Genomic DNA, 17,607 nt, shown 5'->3' on the forward strand with positions numbered 1-17,607 from the left:
ATATCAGCCCAGACCTCAACGAGATCGAGACATCCCATGAGCAGCCAGATCATTCCCGTCGAACCGTTTGACTATGTGGTGTTCGGGGGCACCGGCGATCTTGCGGAGCGCAAGCTGCTGCCGGCACTTTATCACCGTCAGATGGAAGGTCAGTTCACGGAACCGACGCGGATCATCGGCGCATCGCGCGCGAGCCTTTCCCATGACGAATACCGCAGGTTCGCGAGCGACGCCCTGAAAGAACACCTGAAGTCCGGGGAGTTCAACGAGGCGGAAGTCGAGAAATTCACCTCGCGTCTCTATTACGTCTCCGTCGACGCCAAGTCCGAGCAGGGCTGGGACGATCTGAAGAAGCTCCTGGAAGAGGGCAAGGATCGTACCCGTGCCTTCTATCTCGCCGTCGGGCCGGCGATTTTCAGCGACATTTCCGAAAAGATCCGCGATCACAAGCTTATCACGAGGAACACCCGCATCGTCGTCGAGAAGCCGATCGGCCGCGACCTCGCTTCCGCGACGGAGCTCAACGACACGATCGGCAAGGTCTTCCGCGAAGAGCAGATTTTCCGCATCGACCACTATCTCGGCAAGGAAACGGTGCAGAATCTGATGGCACTGCGCTTCGCCAACGCACTTTACGAGCCATTGTGGAATTCCGCCCACATCGACCACGTGCAGATCACCGTTTCCGAAGCCGTCGGGCTCGAGAATCGCGCAGGCTACTACGACAAGGCGGGCGCGCTGCGCGACATGGTGCAGAACCATATCCTCCAGCTTCTCTGTTTCGTCGCAATGGAGGCGCCGACGTCGATGGACGCGGAGGCCGTGCGCGACGAGAAGCTCAAGGTGCTTCGCGCGCTGAAGCCGATCACCGCCTCCAATGTCGAGCAGGTGACGGTCCGGGGCCAGTACCGCGCCGGCGCATCGTCCGGAGGCCCGGTCAAGGGCTATCTCGAAGAGCTCGAAGGAGGCGTTTCCAACACGGAAACCTTCGTCGCGATCAAGGCCGAGATCAGCAATTGGCGCTGGGCAGGCGTGCCCTTCTATCTGCGTACCGGAAAGCGCATGGCGGGCCGCATGTCGGAGATCGTCATCACCTTCAAGCAGATCCCGCACTCGATCTTCGATCAGAGTGCCGGTCGGATTTCGGCCAACCAGCTGATGATCCGCCTGCAGCCGAATGAAGGCGTCAAGCAGTCGCTGATGATCAAGGATCCCGGACCGGGCGGCATGCGGCTGAGGAACGTGCCCCTCGACATGAGCTTTGCCGAGGCCTTCGCGGTCCGCAATGCCGATGCCTATGAACGCCTGTTGCTGGACGTCATCCGCAACAACCAAACCCTGTTCGTGCGCCGCGACGAAGTGGAAGCGGCCTGGCAATGGATCGACCCGATCCTCAAGGCCTGGGAAGCAACCGGACAACAGGTGCAAGGATATACCGCCGGAACCTGGGGCCCGAGCCAGTCGATCGCGCTGATCGAGCGCGACGGCCGCACTTGGAACGATGCGATCTAGGGCCGATCATGAGCGCGAACATGCACATATTCGAAAATCCGTCCGCACTGGCCGAGGCCCTCGCGGATGACGTCGGTGCAAGGCTCGCCGCCGCGATCGCTGCGAGAGGCGCGGCAAGCCTCGCGGTATCGGGCGGCTCGACCCCCAAGGCCTTTTTCCGGTCGCTGTCGCGTCGCGAGCTCGATTGGTCGAAAGTGACGGTCACCCTCGTCGACGAGCGCTTCGTGCCGCCGGAAAACGACCGCTCCAACCATCGTCTGGTTGCCGACAACCTGCTCCAGGACGGGGCTGCTGAGGCGCGTTTCGTTCCGCTCTATCAGGCGGCCGAGACTGCGGAAGCGGCCGCGGCGATCGCGAGCGAGAGGACGGCAAGCCTCGGCGCCCCCCTCGATGTCGTGGTGCTCGGCATGGGAACGGACGGCCATACGGCCTCGTTCTTCCCCGGGGGGACGCGCCTTGAAGAGGCGCTCGACCCCACGACGCCACGCGGCGTGATCACCATGGAAGCGGAAGGCGCCGGCGAACCCCGCCTCACCTTCACCTTCTCCAGCCTGCAGGATGCCGGCTATCTGGTGCTGCATATCGAAGGCAGCGGCAAGAAAGAGGTGCTTGCTCAGGCCGAGGCGTCCGGCGACGAGGCGGAGATGCCCATCCGGGCCATGCTTCGGCGGGCCGCATCGCCGCTGCAGATATACTGGGCGCCCTGAGGCGACCCGGAAAGCGCCGCAACGCTGTGGCGCTCGAAGCCGATGATCGATGAAAAAGAGGAGTCGTAAGACTCCGGAAGAGGATGTGTCCATGTCCGCCGATTCCCGCATAGCCGCCATTACCGCCCGCATCGTCGAACGCTCGAAGCCCCACCGCGAGCCCTACCTCGATCGCGTCCGCAGCGCTGCGACGAACGGACCGCACCGGACCGTTCTCGGCTGCGGCAATCTCGCGCACGGGTTTGCGGTCTGTTCCCCCGCCGAGAAGGTGGCCCTTGCGGGCGACCGCGTCCCCAATCTCGGCATCATCACCTCCTACAACGACATGCTGTCGGCGCATCAGCCGTTCGAAACCTATCCGGCACTGATCCGGGAGGCCGCGCACGAGGCGGGCGGCGTCGCTCAGGTCGCCGGCGGCGTTCCGGCAATGTGCGACGGCGTCACCCAAGGCCAGCCCGGCATGGAACTGTCGCTCTTCTCGCGCGATGTCATCGCCATGGCGGCCGGCATCGGCCTGTCGCACAACATGTTCGACGCGGCCGTCTATCTCGGCGTCTGCGACAAGATCGTGCCCGGACTCGCGATCGCCGCGCTCACCTTCGGCCATCTGCCCGCGGTCTTCATCCCCGCCGGACCGATGACCACGGGCCTGCCGAACGATGAGAAGGCCAAGGTTCGGCAACTCTTCGCCGAAGGCAAGGTCGGCCGCGACGAGCTCCTGGAGGCTGAGTCCAAGTCCTATCACGGCCCTGGCACCTGTACCTTCTACGGCACCGCCAATTCCAACCAGATGCTGATGGAGATCATGGGCTTCCACCTGCCCGGCGCCTCCTTCATCAATCCCGGCACGCCGCTTCGCGACGCGCTGACCAGGGAAGCGACGAAGCGGGCGCTTGCGATCACCGCGCTCGGCAACGAATTCACGCCCGCCGGCGAGATGATCGACGAACGGTCGATCGTCAACGGCGTCGTCGGCCTGCATGCGACCGGCGGCTCGACGAACCACACGATGCATCTCGTCGCGATGGCCCGCGCCGCGGGCATCGTGCTTACCTGGCAGGACATTTCGGAGCTTTCCGATCTCGTGCCGCTGCTCGCGCGCGTCTATCCGAACGGGCTGGCCGACGTGAACCATTTCCACGCGGCAGGCGGCATGGGCTTCCTGATCGCCCAACTTCTCAGGAAAGGCTTGCTGCACGACGATGTCCGCACCGTCTACGGGCAGGGGCTGAGCGCCTATGCGATCGACGTGAAGCTCGGCGAGAACGGCAGCGTCAAGCGCGAGCCCGCGCCGGAGGCAAGCGCCGACCCGAAGGTGCTCGCGACCGTCGACCGCCCGTTCCAGCACACCGGCGGCCTCAAGATGCTGAGCGGCAATATCGGCAAGGCGGTCATCAAGATCTCCGCCGTCAAGCCGGAGAGCCACGTCATCGAAGCGCCGGCCAAGATCTTCAACGATCAGGCGGAACTGAACGCCGCCTTCAAGGCTGGAAAGCTCGAAGGCGATTTCGTGGCCGTCGTGCGCTTTCAGGGGCCAAAGGCCAACGGCATGCCGGAACTGCACAAGCTGACGACGGTGCTCGGCATCCTGCAGGATCGCGGCCAGAAAGTCGCGATTCTCACCGACGGGCGTATGTCCGGTGCCTCCGGCAAGGTTCCGGCAGCGATCCACGTGACCCCGGAAGCGAAGGAAGGCGGCCCGATCGCACGTATCCAGGAAGGCGACATCGTCCGCATAGACGCGATCAACGGCAAGGTCGAGGTGCTCGTCGAGGACATCGCGCTGAAGACGCGCGTTCCGGCGCATATCGACCTCTCCGACAACGAGTTCGGCATGGGCCGCGAGCTCTTCGCTCCGTTCAGACAGATCGCCGGCGCAGCCGACCGCGGCGGAAGCGTGCTGTTCCATTAGGCAGGCCCAGTCCGATCGGATTGTCGCGGGGAAACGCCCCCTCTGGCCTGCCGGCCATCTCCCCCACAAGGGGCTACGGCATGCACATATCTCTACAGCGCCGCGCGTCTTATCAGACGCGCAAAGATCGCTGTAGCACTTTGATCTGCTGCATGTTTTTGTCCTTTAATCGGATAGGATTAAAGGAAACATGCAGTAGATTGCCCCTCAACCGCCTGCCGGCACCTTCTCCCCGCAAGCGGGGAGAAGGGACAAGCGGCGCCAACTGCACCCTGCATTCACCGCCCGCTCGATGGAGCGAGCGGGCGCGGCATATCCCTTCTCCCCGCCTGCGGGGAGAAGGTGGCGGCAGCCGGTTGAGGGGCAATCCCACGCTCGGCCTTCCCTCGAACCGCCAGGTTGTGGGGGAGGTGGCCGGCAGCCCAGAGGGGGTATAGCCCGCCAACCACATCGAGCATCGCCAGCGGACGGCCGCGTCATTCTCAGCGATAGATGTCGAGCGTGCGGTTCCGATGGTTCGGATGGGTGCTGTAGACGAAGATCCGGTTGAGGTCCCGCTCGCTCAGGAGCCGCAGGAAGCGCGCCTCGATGATGTTGTTGGCGTGGACCCGCCTCAGGAGGCAGCCGATCAGGGGAATGCGGGCGCTCGGTATGTCGAGATAGAAATTCTGCGGCAGCTGGAACTGGGTAAGGATGCCGATCAGGGCGCTGCTCCTGGAGAGCTTGATGATCTCGCAGCGGCGCGACGAGAGATGCTGCATACCCTTTTCGGTGAATTCGATCCGCGCCTCGTTCCGCGTGTCCTCCATCGGGAAATTCGCCTCCCGATCGTACATGAATGACTCTTCCTTGTTGAGAAAGTGCCGGTTGATCACGGGGGCTGCACTGCTCATCGAACTCGCCTTTCGCATTCCACTGCGACGACGCTAACCCATGAAATTTAACAGAGAGTTCAGAGCTGCATGCCGAAAATGCCCCCGTCCCCGCAGCCGATCTACGCCCGATAGCTCTGTCCCGTGGTGTCGAAGAGATGCAGCTTGGCCTTCTCAGCCGTGAACCGCACCTTGTCGCCGCGGCCGACCCGGGCGATACCGGGCATCTTGGCGATGATCGGCTCGTTTTCGACCAGTCCTTCGATGTAGAGCAAGGTCACCTCGCCCAGCGCCTCGACGATCGAGACCGTGCCCTCGAACAGGAAGTCGTCGGCCTCGGTCACCCGCAGGTCTTCCGGGCGGACGCCGAAGCTCGCCGTCTTGCCGTTTTCGGAGGCATTCGTCGGAACATCGAGCGTCACCGACTTTCCGCCCGCGAGCGAGACGGCGGTCTGTTGGCCGGTCGCGGTGATCGTCGCCGGGATGACGTTCATGGCCGGGGAGCCGATGAAACGCGCGACGAAGAGGTTTGCCGGCCGCTCGTAGAGTTCGAGGGGCGCCCCGACCTGTTCGATGTGACCGGCGGAGAGGACCACGATCCGGTCGGCGAGCGTCATCGCCTCCACCTGGTCATGGGTGACGTAGATCATGGTGGTGTCCGACATCCGCTCGCTGAGCTTGGCGATCTCGATGCGGGTCGCTACCCGGAGCGCGGCGTCGAGGTTGGAGAGCGGCTCGTCGAAAAGGAAGACCTTGGGATTGCGGCAGATCGCCCGGCCGATGGCCACGCGCTGCCGCTGGCCGCCGGAAAGCGCCTTCGGAAGCCGGTCGAGATATGGGGTGAGCTGAAGCATATCCGCGGCTCCGCGCACACGCCGGTCGATCTCCTCCTTCGATTCCCTGGCGATGCGCATGCCGAAGGCCATGTTGTCGTAAACGGTCATATGCGGATAGAGCGCATAGGACTGGAACACCATGGCGATGCCGCGCTTCGAAGGCGGCACGTCGTTGACCCGCTCGCCGTCGATGAACATGTCGCCGCCGGTTATTTCCTCGAGCCCGGCGATCATGCGCAGAAGCGTCGACTTCCCGCATCCGGACGGTCCTACGAAGACGACGAACTCGCCTTCCTTGATGTCGAGATCGATGCCGTGAATTACGTCGACGGCCCCGTAGGACTTGCGGATATCTTTCAGCAGCAGGCCTGTCATGGCACCCTCCCCTCGGTTCTCAGGCCAGGCGCGCGAAAAACGCGCCCCAGGCCGGCAGCTTGACCTCGTGATCCAGTATCTCAGAGACGAAGCCGTGACCCTCGAGCGGCTCCAGCCGCTTCATCGGCAGTTCCTTCGTCGCAGCTTCGTCGCTCATGTTGAACAGGCAAAAGACTTTCTCGTTGCCATGGCTGCGCAGGAAGCCGAGCAAGGAGCCCCTGGTCTCGACGAATTCGATCTCGCCCTTGGCCAATGCCGGATTTGCCTTTCTGAAGGCGAGAAAGCGTCGGTAGTGGTGCAGCACCGAGGCCGGGTCGCCCTCCTGCACGGCAACCGCCCGCGGAATGTGGCTCTCGGAAATCGGCAGCCACGGCGTCGCGCTGCTGAAGCCGCCATCGGGCAGGCTCTCCCACACCATCGGCGTGCGGCAGCCGTCCCGGCCCTTGAAGTCGGGCCAGAACTGGATGCCATAGGGATCCTGGAGATCCTCATAGTCGAGCTCCGCCTCGGCGAGCGCGAGTTCCTCGCCCTGATAGATGCAGACGGTACCGCGCAGCGACATCAAAAGGGTGGCGAGCAACTTCGCATGCGCGTCGTGATCGGTGACGCCGTCGGCCCAGCGGCTGACGTGGCGGACCACGTCATGGTTCGAGAAGGCCCAACAGGCCCAGCCTTCGGGGGCCGCCCTGTGGAAGTCGCGCAGAACCTCGGCCACGCGCTGCGGCGTCAGCCGATCGGGCGCCAGAAACTCGAAAGCGTAGCACATGTGCACCTTGTCGCCGCCCGACGTGTATTCACCTGCGATCTCGAGGCCGCGCTGGCTGTCGCCGACCTCGCCGACGGCGGCGATCGCCGGGAACTCGTCCATAACCGCGCGGAAGCGCTTCAGGAACTCCAGGTTCTCCGGCCGGTTCTTGTCGTAGATATGCTCCTGATAGTTATAGGGATTGACCGCCGGCGCAGTCGAGGCGTTTCGGCGTTCGGGCACGAGCGCGGGGTTGTCGCGCAACTCGCGGTCATGGAAATAGAAGTTGATGGTGTCGAGCCGGAACCCGTCGACGCCCCGCTCCAGCCAGAAGCGCTCGACGGCAAGCAGCGCTTCCTGAACCTGCGGGTTATGCAGATTGAGGTCGGGCTGCGAGGTGAGGAAGTTGTGCAGATAATATTGCAGGCGGGTTGGATCCCACTGCCAGGCGGACCCGCCGAAAATCGACAGCCAGTTGTTGGGCGGTGTGCCGTCCGGCTTCGAATCCGCCCAGACGTACCAGTCCGCTTTCGCATTGCTGCGGCTGGAGCGGCTTTCGACGAACCAGGGGTGCCGGTCGGAGGTATGTGACAGCACGAGGTCGATCATCACCCGGAGACCGAGCCGGTGGGCCTCTGCGATCAGCGCATCGAAGTCTTCGAGCGTCCCGAAGATCGGGTCGACATCGACATAGTTCGAGACGTCGTAGCCGAAGTCCCGCATCGGCGACGTGAAGAAGGGCGATATCCAGATCGCATCCGCGCCGAGCCCTGCAATGTGGGGCAGACGGGCCGTTATCCCCTGCAGATCGCCGATGCCATCGCCATTGGTGTCCTGAAAGGAGCGCGGATAGATCTGATAGATTACCGCGCCGCGCCACCAATCCCTATCGGGCTCGAGGAGTGAGCTCGTCGTTTCGTTCATTGTCATGCTGTTCAGGGTTCCTTGTCTGAAATCGATCAGCCGCCCTTGACCGACCCAGCCAGCAGACCGCGCACTAGGTAGCGTTGCAGGGCGAAGAAGACGATCAGCGGAACGACGATGGTGATGAAGGCGGAAGCGGTGAGAATTTCCCAATTGCCGCCGCGGGAGCCGAGGAGATTGACCAGTCGCCCGGTCAGCACCAGCTTGTCGTCCCCCGCGCCGAGGAAGACGATGGCGACGAGAAGGTCGTTCCAGGTCCAGAGAAACTGGAAGATGGCAAAGGAGGCGAGCGCCGGAAACGACAGGGGCAGAATGATCTTGACGAAGATATCGAAATCGCTGGCGCCGTCGACGCGCGCGGATTCCATGATCTCGCGCGGCAGGCCGGCCATGTAGTTGCGCAGGAGATAGATGGCGAGCGGCAGGCCGAAGCCGGTATGGGCGAGCCAGATGCCCATATAGGTCTTGGCGGAGACGCCGAAGAAGGCGCCGACGCCATTATAAAGCTGCAGCAGCGGAATGAGCGACATCTGCAGCGGCACGACCAGAAGGCCGACGACCACCGCGAGCAGCACCGCGCGGCCGGGAAAGGGCATCCAGGCGAGCGCGTAGGCAGCGAAGGCCGCAATCAGGATGGGAATGACGGTTGAGGGTACGGCGACGGTCAGCGAATTCAGGAAGGACCTGCCGATGCCCGCAGCACTCAGGACCTCGGCATAATTGTCGAGCGTGAAGCGCGGTGGCGTGGTGGCCGTAAAGAATATCCGCTGGCCGCGCGAACCCTCCATCCGCTGATCCGAAACGATTTCGAAGCTGCCGTCGGATTGTACCGTCAGCCTTTCGCCGTCGTTGAGCTCAGCCGTTTCGCCGGGCTTGAATTTAGTGGGTTCGCGGCTGGAAAATCCGAAGGCGGAAACCTCGCCCCGGCCCTCCAGCAGGTTTCCGGAAATCACGAACTTGCCGTCGCGCTCGACCTGGTCCTCGGCCGAGGGCGCGCGGACGACGGCATTGCGCGACGAGCTGGAAAGAGCCGTCCACCAGCCGGAAACGGCGAGCTGGTCCTTGTCGCGCAAGGAGGAAATCAAGAGGCCGGCCGTCGGCAGGGTCCAGAGCAGGACCAGAAGCAGGACGGAAAGATGCACGGCCCAGGTGAGCGGAGAACGCCTTGACGGATTCATCTCAGTGGCCTCCCGATTCCCTGGTCGCGTTGCGGATGTTCCAGATCATGATCGGGACGACCAGGATCATGATGACCACCGCGATTGCCGCGCCCCGGCCGAAGTCGCCGCCGCCGCGGAACATCCAGTCGAACATGAGATTGGCAAGCACCTGGCTCTGCCATTGCCCGTTCGTCATCGCCAGCACGATATCGAAAACCTTGAGGACCAGGATGGTGATGGTCGTCCACACGACGGCGATCGTGCCCCAGATCTGCGGCACCATGATCTTGAAGAAAATCTGCCAGCCATTGGCGCCGTCGATAACCGCCGCCTCGATCGTCTCCTCCGGAATGCCGCGCAGCGCCGCCGAAAGGATGACCATGGCAAAGCCGGTCTGGATCCAGATGAGGATGACCATCAGGAAGAAGTTGTTCCAGAAGGGCAGCGTGATCCAGGCCTGCGGCTCGCCGCCAAGCGCGACGACGATGGCGTTCAGGAGACCGATCTGTTCGGAGCCTGCGGCGCGGTAATCATAGATGAATTTCCAGATGACGGCTGCGCCGACGAAGGAAATCGCCATCGGCATGAAGATCAGCGTCTTGGCGATATTGCCCCACCAGATGCGGTCGGTCAGTGCCGCAATGATCAGGCCGAAGAAGGTCGAAAGCGCCGGCACGACGAGGAGCCAGAGGAAATTGTTGAAGATCGACTGGCGGAATTCGCCGTCATTGATCATCCAGGAATAGTTGCTCAGGCCGACGAAGTTCCGGCCTCCCCGACCGTGAAGGCTCAGCCAGACCGATTGGACGACGGGGTAGACGAGGTAGAGCGTCAGCGCCAGCAGGGCGGGGGCGAGAAACAGCCAGGGACGAATGCTGTTGGCGATACGCAGGTTGCGCGAGGCGACGGCCCCGAACTTCCCCTTGGAGGGGAATATCCAGTCGAGAACGAGATTCGTGCTCCAGAAATAGGCCGCGCAGACCAGAACGCCGGCCACCATCGTCAGAATGGCAGCAATCAACTGTTCCATGACACATTCCTCCCCTCTCACGCCTTCGCAGGCGCCTGCTTCAGGCGCCTTGTATAACGGCGGCTGCTTTTATTGGCGGCCCTCTACAGCGCCGCGCGTCTTATCAGACGCGCAAAGGTCGCTGTAGCACTTTGATCTTCTGCAGTTTTTGTCCTTTAATCGGATAGGATTAAAGGAAACATGCAGGAGCCGGAGGGCCGCCCAATCAGGAACAGGCGGACGATGCCCCCACCGTCCGACCGACCGGATCTTACTTGATGGAGTCCCATGCCTTCTGTACGCCGGCCGCGACGTCAGCCGAGGACTTGCCCCCGACGAAATCGACCATGCCGGTCCAGAAGGCGCCGGCGCCGATCTTGCCGGGCATCAGGTCGGAGCCGTCGAAGCGGAACGTCGTGGCGTTCAGCAGGATTTCACCCTGTTTCTTCAGCGGCGGATTTCCGTAGACGTCGACGTTGACGCTCTTGTAAGGCGTGAGGAAGCTCGTCTGCGCCATCCAGACCTCGTGCGCGATCGGGGTCTTCAGGAACTCGATGAAGGCGCGTGCCGCCGGCGTGTCCTTGGTGATCATCGCAAGCGTGCCTGCGCCGAGCACCGGATTGCCGAGCTCCTTTTTGCTTTCATAAGGCGGCATGTAGAAGAAGTCGGCATCCTCTCCGACGACCTTGCCTTCCGGGAAGAAGGACGGAATGAACGAGGCCTGGTGGTGCAGGTAGCACTTCGGCGGAGAACTGAAGAGGCCTTTCGGGCTGTCCCGGAAGTCGGTCGACGCCACCGCCGCTGCGCCGCCGTCGACGAAGGCGTCATTGCGCGCGAACCAGCCGAACTCCTCCAGTGCACCCGTGACCGCCGCATCCGTGAAGGGTATCTCGTTCTTCACCCATTTGTCGTAGGTCTCGGCGGGCTGGGTCCGCAGCATCAGGTCCTCGACCCAGTCGGTCGCCGGCCAGCCGGTCGCGCCGCCCGAACCGAGACCGATGCACCACGGCTTTTCGCCGTCCTCGGCGATCTTCTCCGTCAGCGCTTTCAATTCTTCCATGGTCTTGGGCACTTCGTAGCCGGCATCCTCGAAGTTCTCCGGCACGTACCAGACGAGAGACTTGACGTCGATCTTGTACGGGAAGGCGTAAAGCGCGGACGTTCCGTCCTTGCCGTTATAGGTGGAGAGGTCGACCCAGGACTGGCCTGCAGCATAGTTGTCGAGGAGCCATTGCTTGGTTTCGTCGCCGAGCGGCGTCAGAAGGCCCTTGGCGGCCAGATCGGCGATGAGACCCGGCTGCGGCAGGATTGCGACATCAGGCGGGCTTCCCGCCTGCGTATCGATGACGATCTGCTGCTCGTAGTTTTCCGAGGAGGAATACTTGAGCTCCACGCCGGTCGCCTCGACGAAATAGGCGTAGACGCTCTTGAACAGAGCCTCGTCCTCGCCGCGCCAGGGACCGAAGATGGTGAGCGTCTGCCCCTTGAGGTCGTGACCCTTCTTGAACTCCTCCAGGCTCGCCCAGTTGAACCTGGAATCCTCTCCCGGCTTGAATTTCAGGTCGGCGGCGCCGGCAGTCCCTGCAAGCCCAGCAGTCCCTGCAAGCAATGCGAATGCGGCCACGCCGATCAGCAATGATCTCTTCACCTCTTGTCCTCCCCCAAAAAGAAGCCCGGGCGGACGCCTCGGGCGAATGTCAAAGCGCGAATTCATGGCTCCGTTTATGCCGAGCATTCAAAGCGCTTTGAGTTCGCTAACACTCCATCGCTGCAGAGAAAGAGTCAAGAGCTTTCCTTCCCCTGCAGAATTGTGCGGCATTTTTGCTTTGCGGCAACGTTTTGCGGCGCAAGATGCGGGTTTTTCGCTTTTTTGAAGCCGATCCCGATGATACAGGTCATCAGAGGTGCTTGCCGAAGCAAGAAAAATGAAAAAGATATTCAAAGCGCTTTGGAAGGATTCTCGCCATGCCGGTCAATCTCAAGCAATTGGCGGAACTGCTCGGCCTGTCCCAGACCACGGTCAGCCGGGCGCTGAACGGCTATCCGGAGGTCAATGCGGAAACGCGGGCACGGGTGCTGGAGGCGGTGCGCGAGACGGGATACAGGCCCAACCGTGCCGCACAGCGCCTCGCGACCGGGAAAGCCTATTCGATCGGGCTCGTCATGCCGATCGCAGCCGGAATCGATTCGGACATCCATTTCGGTGAATTCCTGGCGGGGCTGGCGGAAGAAGCGGTGGAGCACGATTTCCACTTCGTGTTGAACCCCAGTGCGCCCGAAGACGAGGAGGCGACATTCCGCCGGCTTGCAGCGAGCGGCAATGTCGACGCTGTCTTCATCGCCTATATGCGCGCCAACGATCCCCGCATCGAGATGCTGAAGGCACTTTCCATTCCCTTCGTGGTGCATGGCCGCTCCATCGGCGGTCCCCGGGACTATCCGTTCCTCGACGTGGACAATACCGGCGCCTTCTACGACGCCGCCAGGCTTCTCATCCAGCTCGGCCACAACCGCATCGCCCTGATCAACGGGCCGGAACACCTCACCTTCTCCATCCGCAGGAGGAAAGGGCTGGTGCGCGCGCTCGCGGAGAAGGGTCTCAACCTCGACGATGCGCTCGTCCATCACTCGGCGATGACCGACGAGCATGGCTATCGGAGCATGCAGCGTTTCCTCAAACGGCCGGCCCCGCCGACCGCCGTCCTTTGTTCCAGTACAGTGCTGGCGCTCGGCGCCGTGCGGGCGATCAACCAGGCCGGACTCGCCATCGGCACCGACATCTCGCTCATCGCCCATGACGACGTGCTGCCGATGCTGAAGCCCGAGAACTTCAGCGTACCGCTGACGACGACGCGCTCCTCGCTTCGCGCGGCAGGTGCACGCATCGCCAAGCGGCTGATCGGCGGCATACTCAATCAGGGAGACTATCCCGAGCAGGAGCTTTGGCGCGCCGAACTGATCGTGCGTGCCTCGACGGGGCCTGCACCGGACAGATCACCCCTCCCCAACCCCTCCCCACAGGTGGGAGGGGCTTAACCCGCCGCATCCATCTCGCCTTTCCGGACCGTTCCAGCAGAGTGGACGGCCGAAAAGCATGTAGCGGGCGCAGCAACGAAGCCCCTCCCCTTGTGGCCCCTTGTGGGGAGGGGTTGGGGAGGGCTGTCTTAGACCCAGGCGGCAGTCAGAACTTCGGAGGCTTGCGGCCGGCCATGCGGCAGGCGGCGATGATCGTGTTCGCCATCAGCATGGCGATCGTCATCGGCCCGACGCCCCCCGGTACCGGCGTGATCACGCCTGCGACCTTCGCACACTCGTCGAAGGCGACATCGCCGACGAGCTTCGTCCTGCCCTCGCCGCGTTCGGGCGCCGGGACGCGGTTGATGCCGACGTCGACCACCATGGCACCGGGCTTGACCCAGTCCGCCTTGACCATCTCGGGGCGCCCGACCGCGGCTACCAGGATGTCCGCGTTGCGGCAAACGGCCGCCAGATCCTTGGTGCGCGAATGCGCCGTCGTGACCGTCGCATTGGCCGCGAGAAGCAGGGCGGACATCGGCTTGCCGAAGAGGTTGGAGCGGCCGATGACGACGGCATTGAGCCCGGAAAGATCATCGCCGTAAGTCCGGCGCACGAAGACCATCGCGCCGGCCGGCGTGCAGGAGACGAGCCCGCCTTCGAGGTCGCCGGTCGCGAGCTTGCCGGCATTGACGACATGCAGTCCGTCGACGTCCTTTTCCGGAAGGATCGACTGGATGATCGGTTCCGAGCGGAGGTGTTTCGGCAAAGGCAGCTGCACGAGAATGCCGTGGATTGACGGATCCGCATTGAGCTCGGCGACCAGCGCCGCGAGCTCCTCCTGCGAGGTCTCCTCGGGCAGCGTGTGCTGGACCGACAGGAAGCCGCATTCCTTCGCCATCCTGCTCTTCGCCGACACGTAAGTGTGGCTTGCGGGATCGTCCCCGACGATGACGACCGCGAGACCCGCGCGCACGCCCGTCTCGCTTTCCAGTGCGCTCGTGGCGGATTTCACGGTTTCGATGACCGAAGCAGCAACGTCCTTGCCATCAATCACAGTCGTCACGGCGTATCTCCCGATTAGTCCCGAACGCGGCACACTCTAGATCAAGCCGCATCCGGCGATTGCCTGCATGCGCCCTATGCTGTTCCAAACGCATAATTGCAAGTGCCCGGCGCGCATGGAAGCGCCATCCGCAGTGCGACGCGGCAATTTCGTTGTACCGATGAGAGATCGCCTTGCTCCCTGGGGCGCATCGACGATTCCGGCTTTTGCATTGCCGAGACCGGGCGTAAAATCCTCATTCGAAAGGCTGTTTTGGATTCAACCTCTGTTTAGGAAGATTTGCTGTACTCATTGCATCGAATCGGCGCGGGCTTTGACGATGACGTCGGACGGCCAGGACAGTTTCATCCATTTTCAGACGAAGCTGGAAGATGCGTCGGATATCGAGCTCGTCGTCATCGTGCCCACGTTCCGGCGTCCGGATCATCTCGTCAAGACGCTGAGGACCATCGTCTCGCAGCGGCCCGATGTCCCCCTCGCGACCATTGTCGTCGAAAACGACGCGGACGGGCTGGCCGGCGCGCAGGCGGCCAAAGACTTCTTCAGCGGCCATTCCTTCGATTCCTCCGTCGTCGTCGCACGCCGCCACGGATATGCCCATGCCTGCAATGCCGGATTGACAGCCGCTCTCGAACTCTTTCCGAGAATCGGCCTCGTCGCCGTCATCTATGATGACGAGATAGCCGCTCCCGAATGGCTCGATTGTCTGATGGCGGTGCAGGAAGCCCATGACGCGGACATCGTCGGCGGTCCGCAGCTTCCGGTCTTGGGGCATCCTCAGGAACAGAAGTGGAAGCGCCACCCCGTCTTCGCACCTCCCTACCATGGGAGCGGGCCCGTACCCGTCCTTTACTCCGCAGGCAACGTCCTGATCACGCGACGGGTGCTCGACGGCATGCCGCGGCCGTTCCTGGATCCGGCGCTGAATATCGTCGGCATCGGCGACGCGGATTTCTTCGACCGGTGCAAGGCGAAAGGCTTCTCCTTCGCCTGGGCTGCGGATGCCTGGGTCGCGGAATCGGTTCCGGCTCATCACACGACGGCTTCGTGGACACGTGCCCGCAGCCTCGAGAAAGGTGCGATTTCGACGCTGATGGAGCACCAGCGCGACGCGACCTTCTCCGGACGACTGAAAACCCTCTGCAAGTCCCTATGGCTGCTGGCCTCGTCGCTGCCGGTAGGGCTCAGGCTCTGGAGAGAGACCGGCCTTGCCGCGGCCAGCCTCCATCCTCTCCACGTCGCGATCGGCCGGCTGACCGCCAGGATAGACGCGGACGATACGCGGGACGGCAATCGCGACAGGGACTGACGCAGTCGCCGGCAAAACGCGCGGCACGGCAGGCGTCAGTGCGCGCTCGTCGCCTGCACCGCGCTCTCCGGTAGCCGATCAGAGGCCCCCTGGCCGTTCCTGTCGAGGATCGGCACAGGCTTCTGATAAGGGCGGTTCTGGCTGTTGGCGACGCGTTCCACGTCCTCTTTGGTCAGATACTCGAGCTGCTCGACCAGAACTTCGGAAATGACCTCGCTTCCGAGCTTTCTGTTGAGGCCATCCTTGACCGCAACCTTGAAGGCAGCCAGGTCGAACGTAGCCGTATCGGCGACATCGATGAATCTCGAGCCCACGAGCATGTCGTAGAGCTCGTCGGTGACGAGCTGGCGCAGAGGCGCATGCAGCTTGGCGATACCTTCCCGCGATGCCGAAAAGGAGAGCTTGGCAAGGAAATAGCCCTGCACCGCACCGTCCTTGATGGACGGGATCGTTATCATCTCCCCGGGGACATATTCCTGCGACGCGCGCCGGTCCGCCTCCGCATCCGAAACCACCGGCGCCGAGGCATGCTGCATCGAAAAATAAACCGACCCGAGCGTGACGGCGCAGACCCAGACTCCGGTGAGGACGAGCTTCAACATCAGAAATCGCTGTAGCGGAATTGCGCTTCGGTATAGATGCCGTCCGCATCCGCATCCTGGGCGGCGGTCTTGAGGAGGTCGACGACGGAGCGGACCGCTTCCAGGTGCGCCGCCACCTTCTGCGCGTTGACCTGCAGCTTGCTCCTGAGATGGCGCGTCTGTGCCGCGAAGGCCGGCGAGATCTCACCCGGCCCCGCGTCGCGATGAAGCATGGTCAATTCGTAGAGGCACCGGCTCTTGTGGGCATTCGACGTCTTGAGGTCGAATTCGGGGTCCGCACCGATACGGCTGTTCTCGTTGTCGATGATCATCTCCAGTCGGCCGAGAACATTTTGGATCCGCAGGTCGTTGGATGCCACAGCTTCCATAATCAACTCCCATATGCACTATCGCAGGGCGCGGGCGGAACGATGCCCAGGCATTCTTTCGCCCGCTTGTTTCGATTGGTATGAATGTACTTCGCCAAGCCGCTTCGCGGTCCGGGCGACAAGCATCAGGCCTGCTTCTTCTCTTCATCGTTGGGCAGGAAGGACGAGAGCGCCTTGCGCTCATATTCCTGGACCATGCCGGCGGCGAGGTTCCGGCTGTCGCCGTCGAGCGAGGCGTTCACCCGGTCGGTCGCATCGTCGCCTACCATCTGATCGGCGATGCCGATCCCGCCGCCCTTGGCGAGCACGTCGCCGATCTGCTCGGCCATCATGCTTTTCCAGATGTCGCCGGAGGTGCCCTTGCCGAAGACGTTTTCGCTTTCGCTCGGAAGCATGGATTTCACGAAATTCTGCAGGACCATCGCCTCGAATTTCCGATAGGTCTCCGGGATCTTCTTCGCTTCGGCCCGATTGCTGATGTCTCCAAGACCGCTCGATCCCTCGGCAGAATTGAGTACCGAAGAAACGTGCGCCGCGAAGCCATCGCCGTTTTCCGCGAGGCTGGTCGCCTGGAAAGCGGCGCGATTGGCCTTGAGCCGCGCCTGGGCCTCCTGGACCTCAGCCGGATCGGCCGCGCGGACGACGTCCATCACCAGATCGCTGGGCGGAGAAATAGCCATGTCAGATCCTCTCAAAGCCGAAGCCGGCATCTCGTTTGCCGGGCAAGGCGATGTTCGTGAAGCGGAAAGCCACCCTTGCTGGCTCCCCGGTTGAGGTACTATCGCCCGTCAACCTTACCGGAAGCTGGCGCGCCGCCCGAGACGTGCTGGTCGATCAGGTCGAGGATCGAATTGTCGGCGGCTTCGCGGTCCTCCGACAGCCGGGCGTCCTTCATGTGTTCCTCGAGCCGGTCGCCCTTGGCGCGTTCCTTCATCATGCGGGCTTCATGCACCTGCTGGATTCCGAGCAGCATCTGGTCCTTCTGCACGAGTCGCCCGAGTTGGGAGGCATAGTGACCTGAAAACACACGATGCATCGGATGGGCCGACCCCATGGCGTCGACCACGACGTCGATCGTTCCGGCTAGTTCGGTCCGTTGGCGGGCGGTCTCGGCCACTTCGCTTTCGGCCATCCGCTCCAGGTGCCGCTGGACGGCGACCAGGCGTTTCAGCTTTTCCGACCGCGCCTTCATCGA

General features: G+C 62.8%; 16 protein-coding genes. 5 read left to right on the top strand and 11 right to left on the bottom strand.

Annotation, left to right across the window (positions count from 1 at the left end; genetic code table 11):
• The first annotated feature begins 36 nt into the window (after positions 1-36).
• The 3 genes from zwf (at position 37) to edd (ending at position 4,131) form a co-directional block, all read left to right on the top strand.
• Entirely contained in the window at positions 37-1,512 is a 1,476-nt protein-coding gene (zwf, locus tag M1D34_RS12250; protein ID WP_003527054.1) for a glucose-6-phosphate dehydrogenase, read from the top strand.
• An 8-nt stretch (positions 1,513-1,520) separates the two neighbouring features.
• Complete coding sequence (pgl, locus tag M1D34_RS12255; RefSeq protein WP_318866928.1) at positions 1,521-2,219, top strand: 6-phosphogluconolactonase; 699 nt, start codon at positions 1,521-1,523, stop codon at positions 2,217-2,219.
• 91 nt (positions 2,220-2,310) lie between these two features.
• Positions 2,311-4,131 carry a phosphogluconate dehydratase gene (edd, locus tag M1D34_RS12260; protein WP_153314360.1) on the top strand — a complete coding sequence of 607 codons (1,821 nt, stop codon included), beginning with the start codon at positions 2,311-2,313 and terminating at the stop codon, positions 4,129-4,131.
• A gap of 482 nt (positions 4,132-4,613) precedes the next feature.
• Here the strand turns inward: edd and M1D34_RS12265 are convergent, their stop codons facing one another.
• The 6 genes from M1D34_RS12265 to M1D34_RS12290 all read right to left on the bottom strand — a co-directional run bounded on the left by M1D34_RS12265 (position 4,614) and on the right by M1D34_RS12290 (position 11,700).
• Positions 4,614-5,024, bottom strand: coding sequence for a hypothetical protein (locus tag M1D34_RS12265; protein ID WP_010968758.1), 411 nt, complete (start codon positions 5,022-5,024; stop codon positions 4,614-4,616).
• Positions 5,025-5,125: 101 nt separating this feature from the next.
• On the bottom strand, positions 5,126-6,214 hold the full coding sequence (locus M1D34_RS12270; RefSeq protein ID WP_498779226.1) for an ABC transporter ATP-binding protein: 1,089 nt from the start codon (positions 6,212-6,214) through the stop codon (positions 5,126-5,128).
• 19 nt (positions 6,215-6,233) lie between these two features.
• Positions 6,234-7,889 carry a beta-galactosidase BglA gene (bglA, locus tag M1D34_RS12275; protein ID WP_498779228.1) on the bottom strand — a complete coding sequence of 552 codons (1,656 nt, stop codon included), beginning with the start codon at positions 7,887-7,889 and terminating at the stop codon, positions 6,234-6,236.
• A 29-nt stretch (positions 7,890-7,918) separates the two neighbouring features.
• Positions 7,919-9,061, bottom strand: coding sequence for a carbohydrate ABC transporter permease (locus M1D34_RS12280; protein ID WP_003529834.1), 1,143 nt, complete (start codon positions 9,059-9,061; stop codon positions 7,919-7,921).
• A gap of 1 nt (position 9,062) precedes the next feature.
• Positions 9,063-10,073, bottom strand: a complete 1,011-nt coding sequence (locus M1D34_RS12285) for a carbohydrate ABC transporter permease (RefSeq protein ID WP_498779230.1) — start codon at positions 10,071-10,073, stop codon at positions 9,063-9,065.
• Positions 10,074-10,323: 250 nt separating this feature from the next.
• Entirely contained in the window at positions 10,324-11,700 is a 1,377-nt protein-coding gene (locus tag M1D34_RS12290) for an ABC transporter substrate-binding protein (protein WP_010968756.1), read from the bottom strand.
• 317 nt (positions 11,701-12,017) lie between these two features.
• On the opposite strand from M1D34_RS12290, the gene M1D34_RS12295 reads away from it, so the two are divergent.
• Positions 12,018-13,088 (top strand): substrate-binding domain-containing protein, encoded by a 1,071-nt coding sequence (locus M1D34_RS12295; RefSeq protein WP_014529028.1) that lies wholly within the window; start codon positions 12,018-12,020, stop codon positions 13,086-13,088.
• 145 nt (positions 13,089-13,233) lie between these two features.
• Here the strand turns inward: M1D34_RS12295 and folD are convergent, their stop codons facing one another.
• Entirely contained in the window at positions 13,234-14,133 is a 900-nt protein-coding gene (gene folD, locus M1D34_RS12300; protein ID WP_027993872.1) for a bifunctional methylenetetrahydrofolate dehydrogenase/methenyltetrahydrofolate cyclohydrolase FolD, read from the bottom strand.
• 319 nt (positions 14,134-14,452) lie between these two features.
• On the opposite strand from folD, the gene M1D34_RS12305 reads away from it, so the two are divergent.
• Positions 14,453-15,442, top strand: a complete 990-nt coding sequence (locus M1D34_RS12305) for a glycosyltransferase family 2 protein (protein WP_027993873.1) — start codon at positions 14,453-14,455, stop codon at positions 15,440-15,442.
• A gap of 35 nt (positions 15,443-15,477) precedes the next feature.
• Here the strand turns inward: M1D34_RS12305 and M1D34_RS12310 are convergent, their stop codons facing one another.
• From M1D34_RS12310 to M1D34_RS12325, 4 genes are all read right to left on the bottom strand, one after another.
• Entirely contained in the window at positions 15,478-16,044 is a 567-nt protein-coding gene (locus tag M1D34_RS12310; RefSeq protein WP_003529849.1) for a hypothetical protein, read from the bottom strand.
• Positions 16,044-16,412 carry a hypothetical protein gene (locus M1D34_RS12315; RefSeq protein WP_003529850.1) on the bottom strand — a complete coding sequence of 123 codons (369 nt, stop codon included), beginning with the start codon at positions 16,410-16,412 and terminating at the stop codon, positions 16,044-16,046. The genes M1D34_RS12310 and M1D34_RS12315 overlap by 1 nt, the downstream gene beginning before the upstream one ends.
• A 125-nt stretch (positions 16,413-16,537) precedes the next feature.
• Positions 16,538-17,092 (bottom strand): rod-binding protein, encoded by a 555-nt coding sequence (locus M1D34_RS12320; RefSeq protein ID WP_003529851.1) that lies wholly within the window; start codon positions 17,090-17,092, stop codon positions 16,538-16,540.
• A 98-nt stretch (positions 17,093-17,190) separates the two neighbouring features.
• The gene (locus M1D34_RS12325) at positions 17,191-17,604 is read right to left on the bottom strand and encodes a hypothetical protein (protein WP_003529852.1); all 414 of its coding nucleotides are present in this window, start codon (positions 17,602-17,604) and stop codon (positions 17,191-17,193) included.
• Positions 17,605-17,607 lie beyond the last annotated feature (3 nt).

The organism is Ensifer sp. D2-11, from assembly GCF_054161295.1.

What these genes read in the sequence shown, in the direction of transcription:
- zwf (WP_003527054.1), top strand. Translation starts at nt 37, where the DNA reads ATGAGCAGCCAGATCATTCCCGTCGAACCGTTTGACTATGTGGTGTTC.
- pgl (WP_318866928.1), top strand. Translation starts at nt 1,521, where the DNA reads ATGAGCGCGAACATGCACATATTCGAAAATCCGTCCGCACTGGCCGAG.
- edd (WP_153314360.1), top strand. Translation starts at nt 2,311, where the DNA reads ATGTCCGCCGATTCCCGCATAGCCGCCATTACCGCCCGCATCGTCGAA.
- M1D34_RS12265 (WP_010968758.1), bottom strand. Translation starts at nt 5,024, where the DNA reads ATGAGCAGTGCAGCCCCCGTGATCAACCGGCACTTTCTCAACAAGGAA.
- M1D34_RS12270 (WP_498779226.1), bottom strand. Translation starts at nt 6,214, where the DNA reads ATGACAGGCCTGCTGCTGAAAGATATCCGCAAGTCCTACGGGGCCGTC.
- bglA (WP_498779228.1), bottom strand. Translation starts at nt 7,889, where the DNA reads ATGACAATGAACGAAACGACGAGCTCACTCCTCGAGCCCGATAGGGAT.
- M1D34_RS12280 (WP_003529834.1), bottom strand. Translation starts at nt 9,061, where the DNA reads ATGAATCCGTCAAGGCGTTCTCCGCTCACCTGGGCCGTGCATCTTTCC.
- M1D34_RS12285 (WP_498779230.1), bottom strand. Translation starts at nt 10,073, where the DNA reads ATGGAACAGTTGATTGCTGCCATTCTGACGATGGTGGCCGGCGTTCTG.
- M1D34_RS12295 (WP_014529028.1), top strand. Translation starts at nt 12,018, where the DNA reads ATGCCGGTCAATCTCAAGCAATTGGCGGAACTGCTCGGCCTGTCCCAG.
- M1D34_RS12305 (WP_027993873.1), top strand. Translation starts at nt 14,453, where the DNA reads ATGACGTCGGACGGCCAGGACAGTTTCATCCATTTTCAGACGAAGCTG.
- M1D34_RS12310 (WP_003529849.1), bottom strand. Translation starts at nt 16,044, where the DNA reads ATGTTGAAGCTCGTCCTCACCGGAGTCTGGGTCTGCGCCGTCACGCTC.
- M1D34_RS12315 (WP_003529850.1), bottom strand. Translation starts at nt 16,412, where the DNA reads ATGGAAGCTGTGGCATCCAACGACCTGCGGATCCAAAATGTTCTCGGC.
- M1D34_RS12320 (WP_003529851.1), bottom strand. Translation starts at nt 17,092, where the DNA reads ATGGCTATTTCTCCGCCCAGCGATCTGGTGATGGACGTCGTCCGCGCG.
- M1D34_RS12325 (WP_003529852.1), bottom strand. Translation starts at nt 17,604, where the DNA reads ATGAAGGCGCGGTCGGAAAAGCTGAAACGCCTGGTCGCCGTCCAGCGG.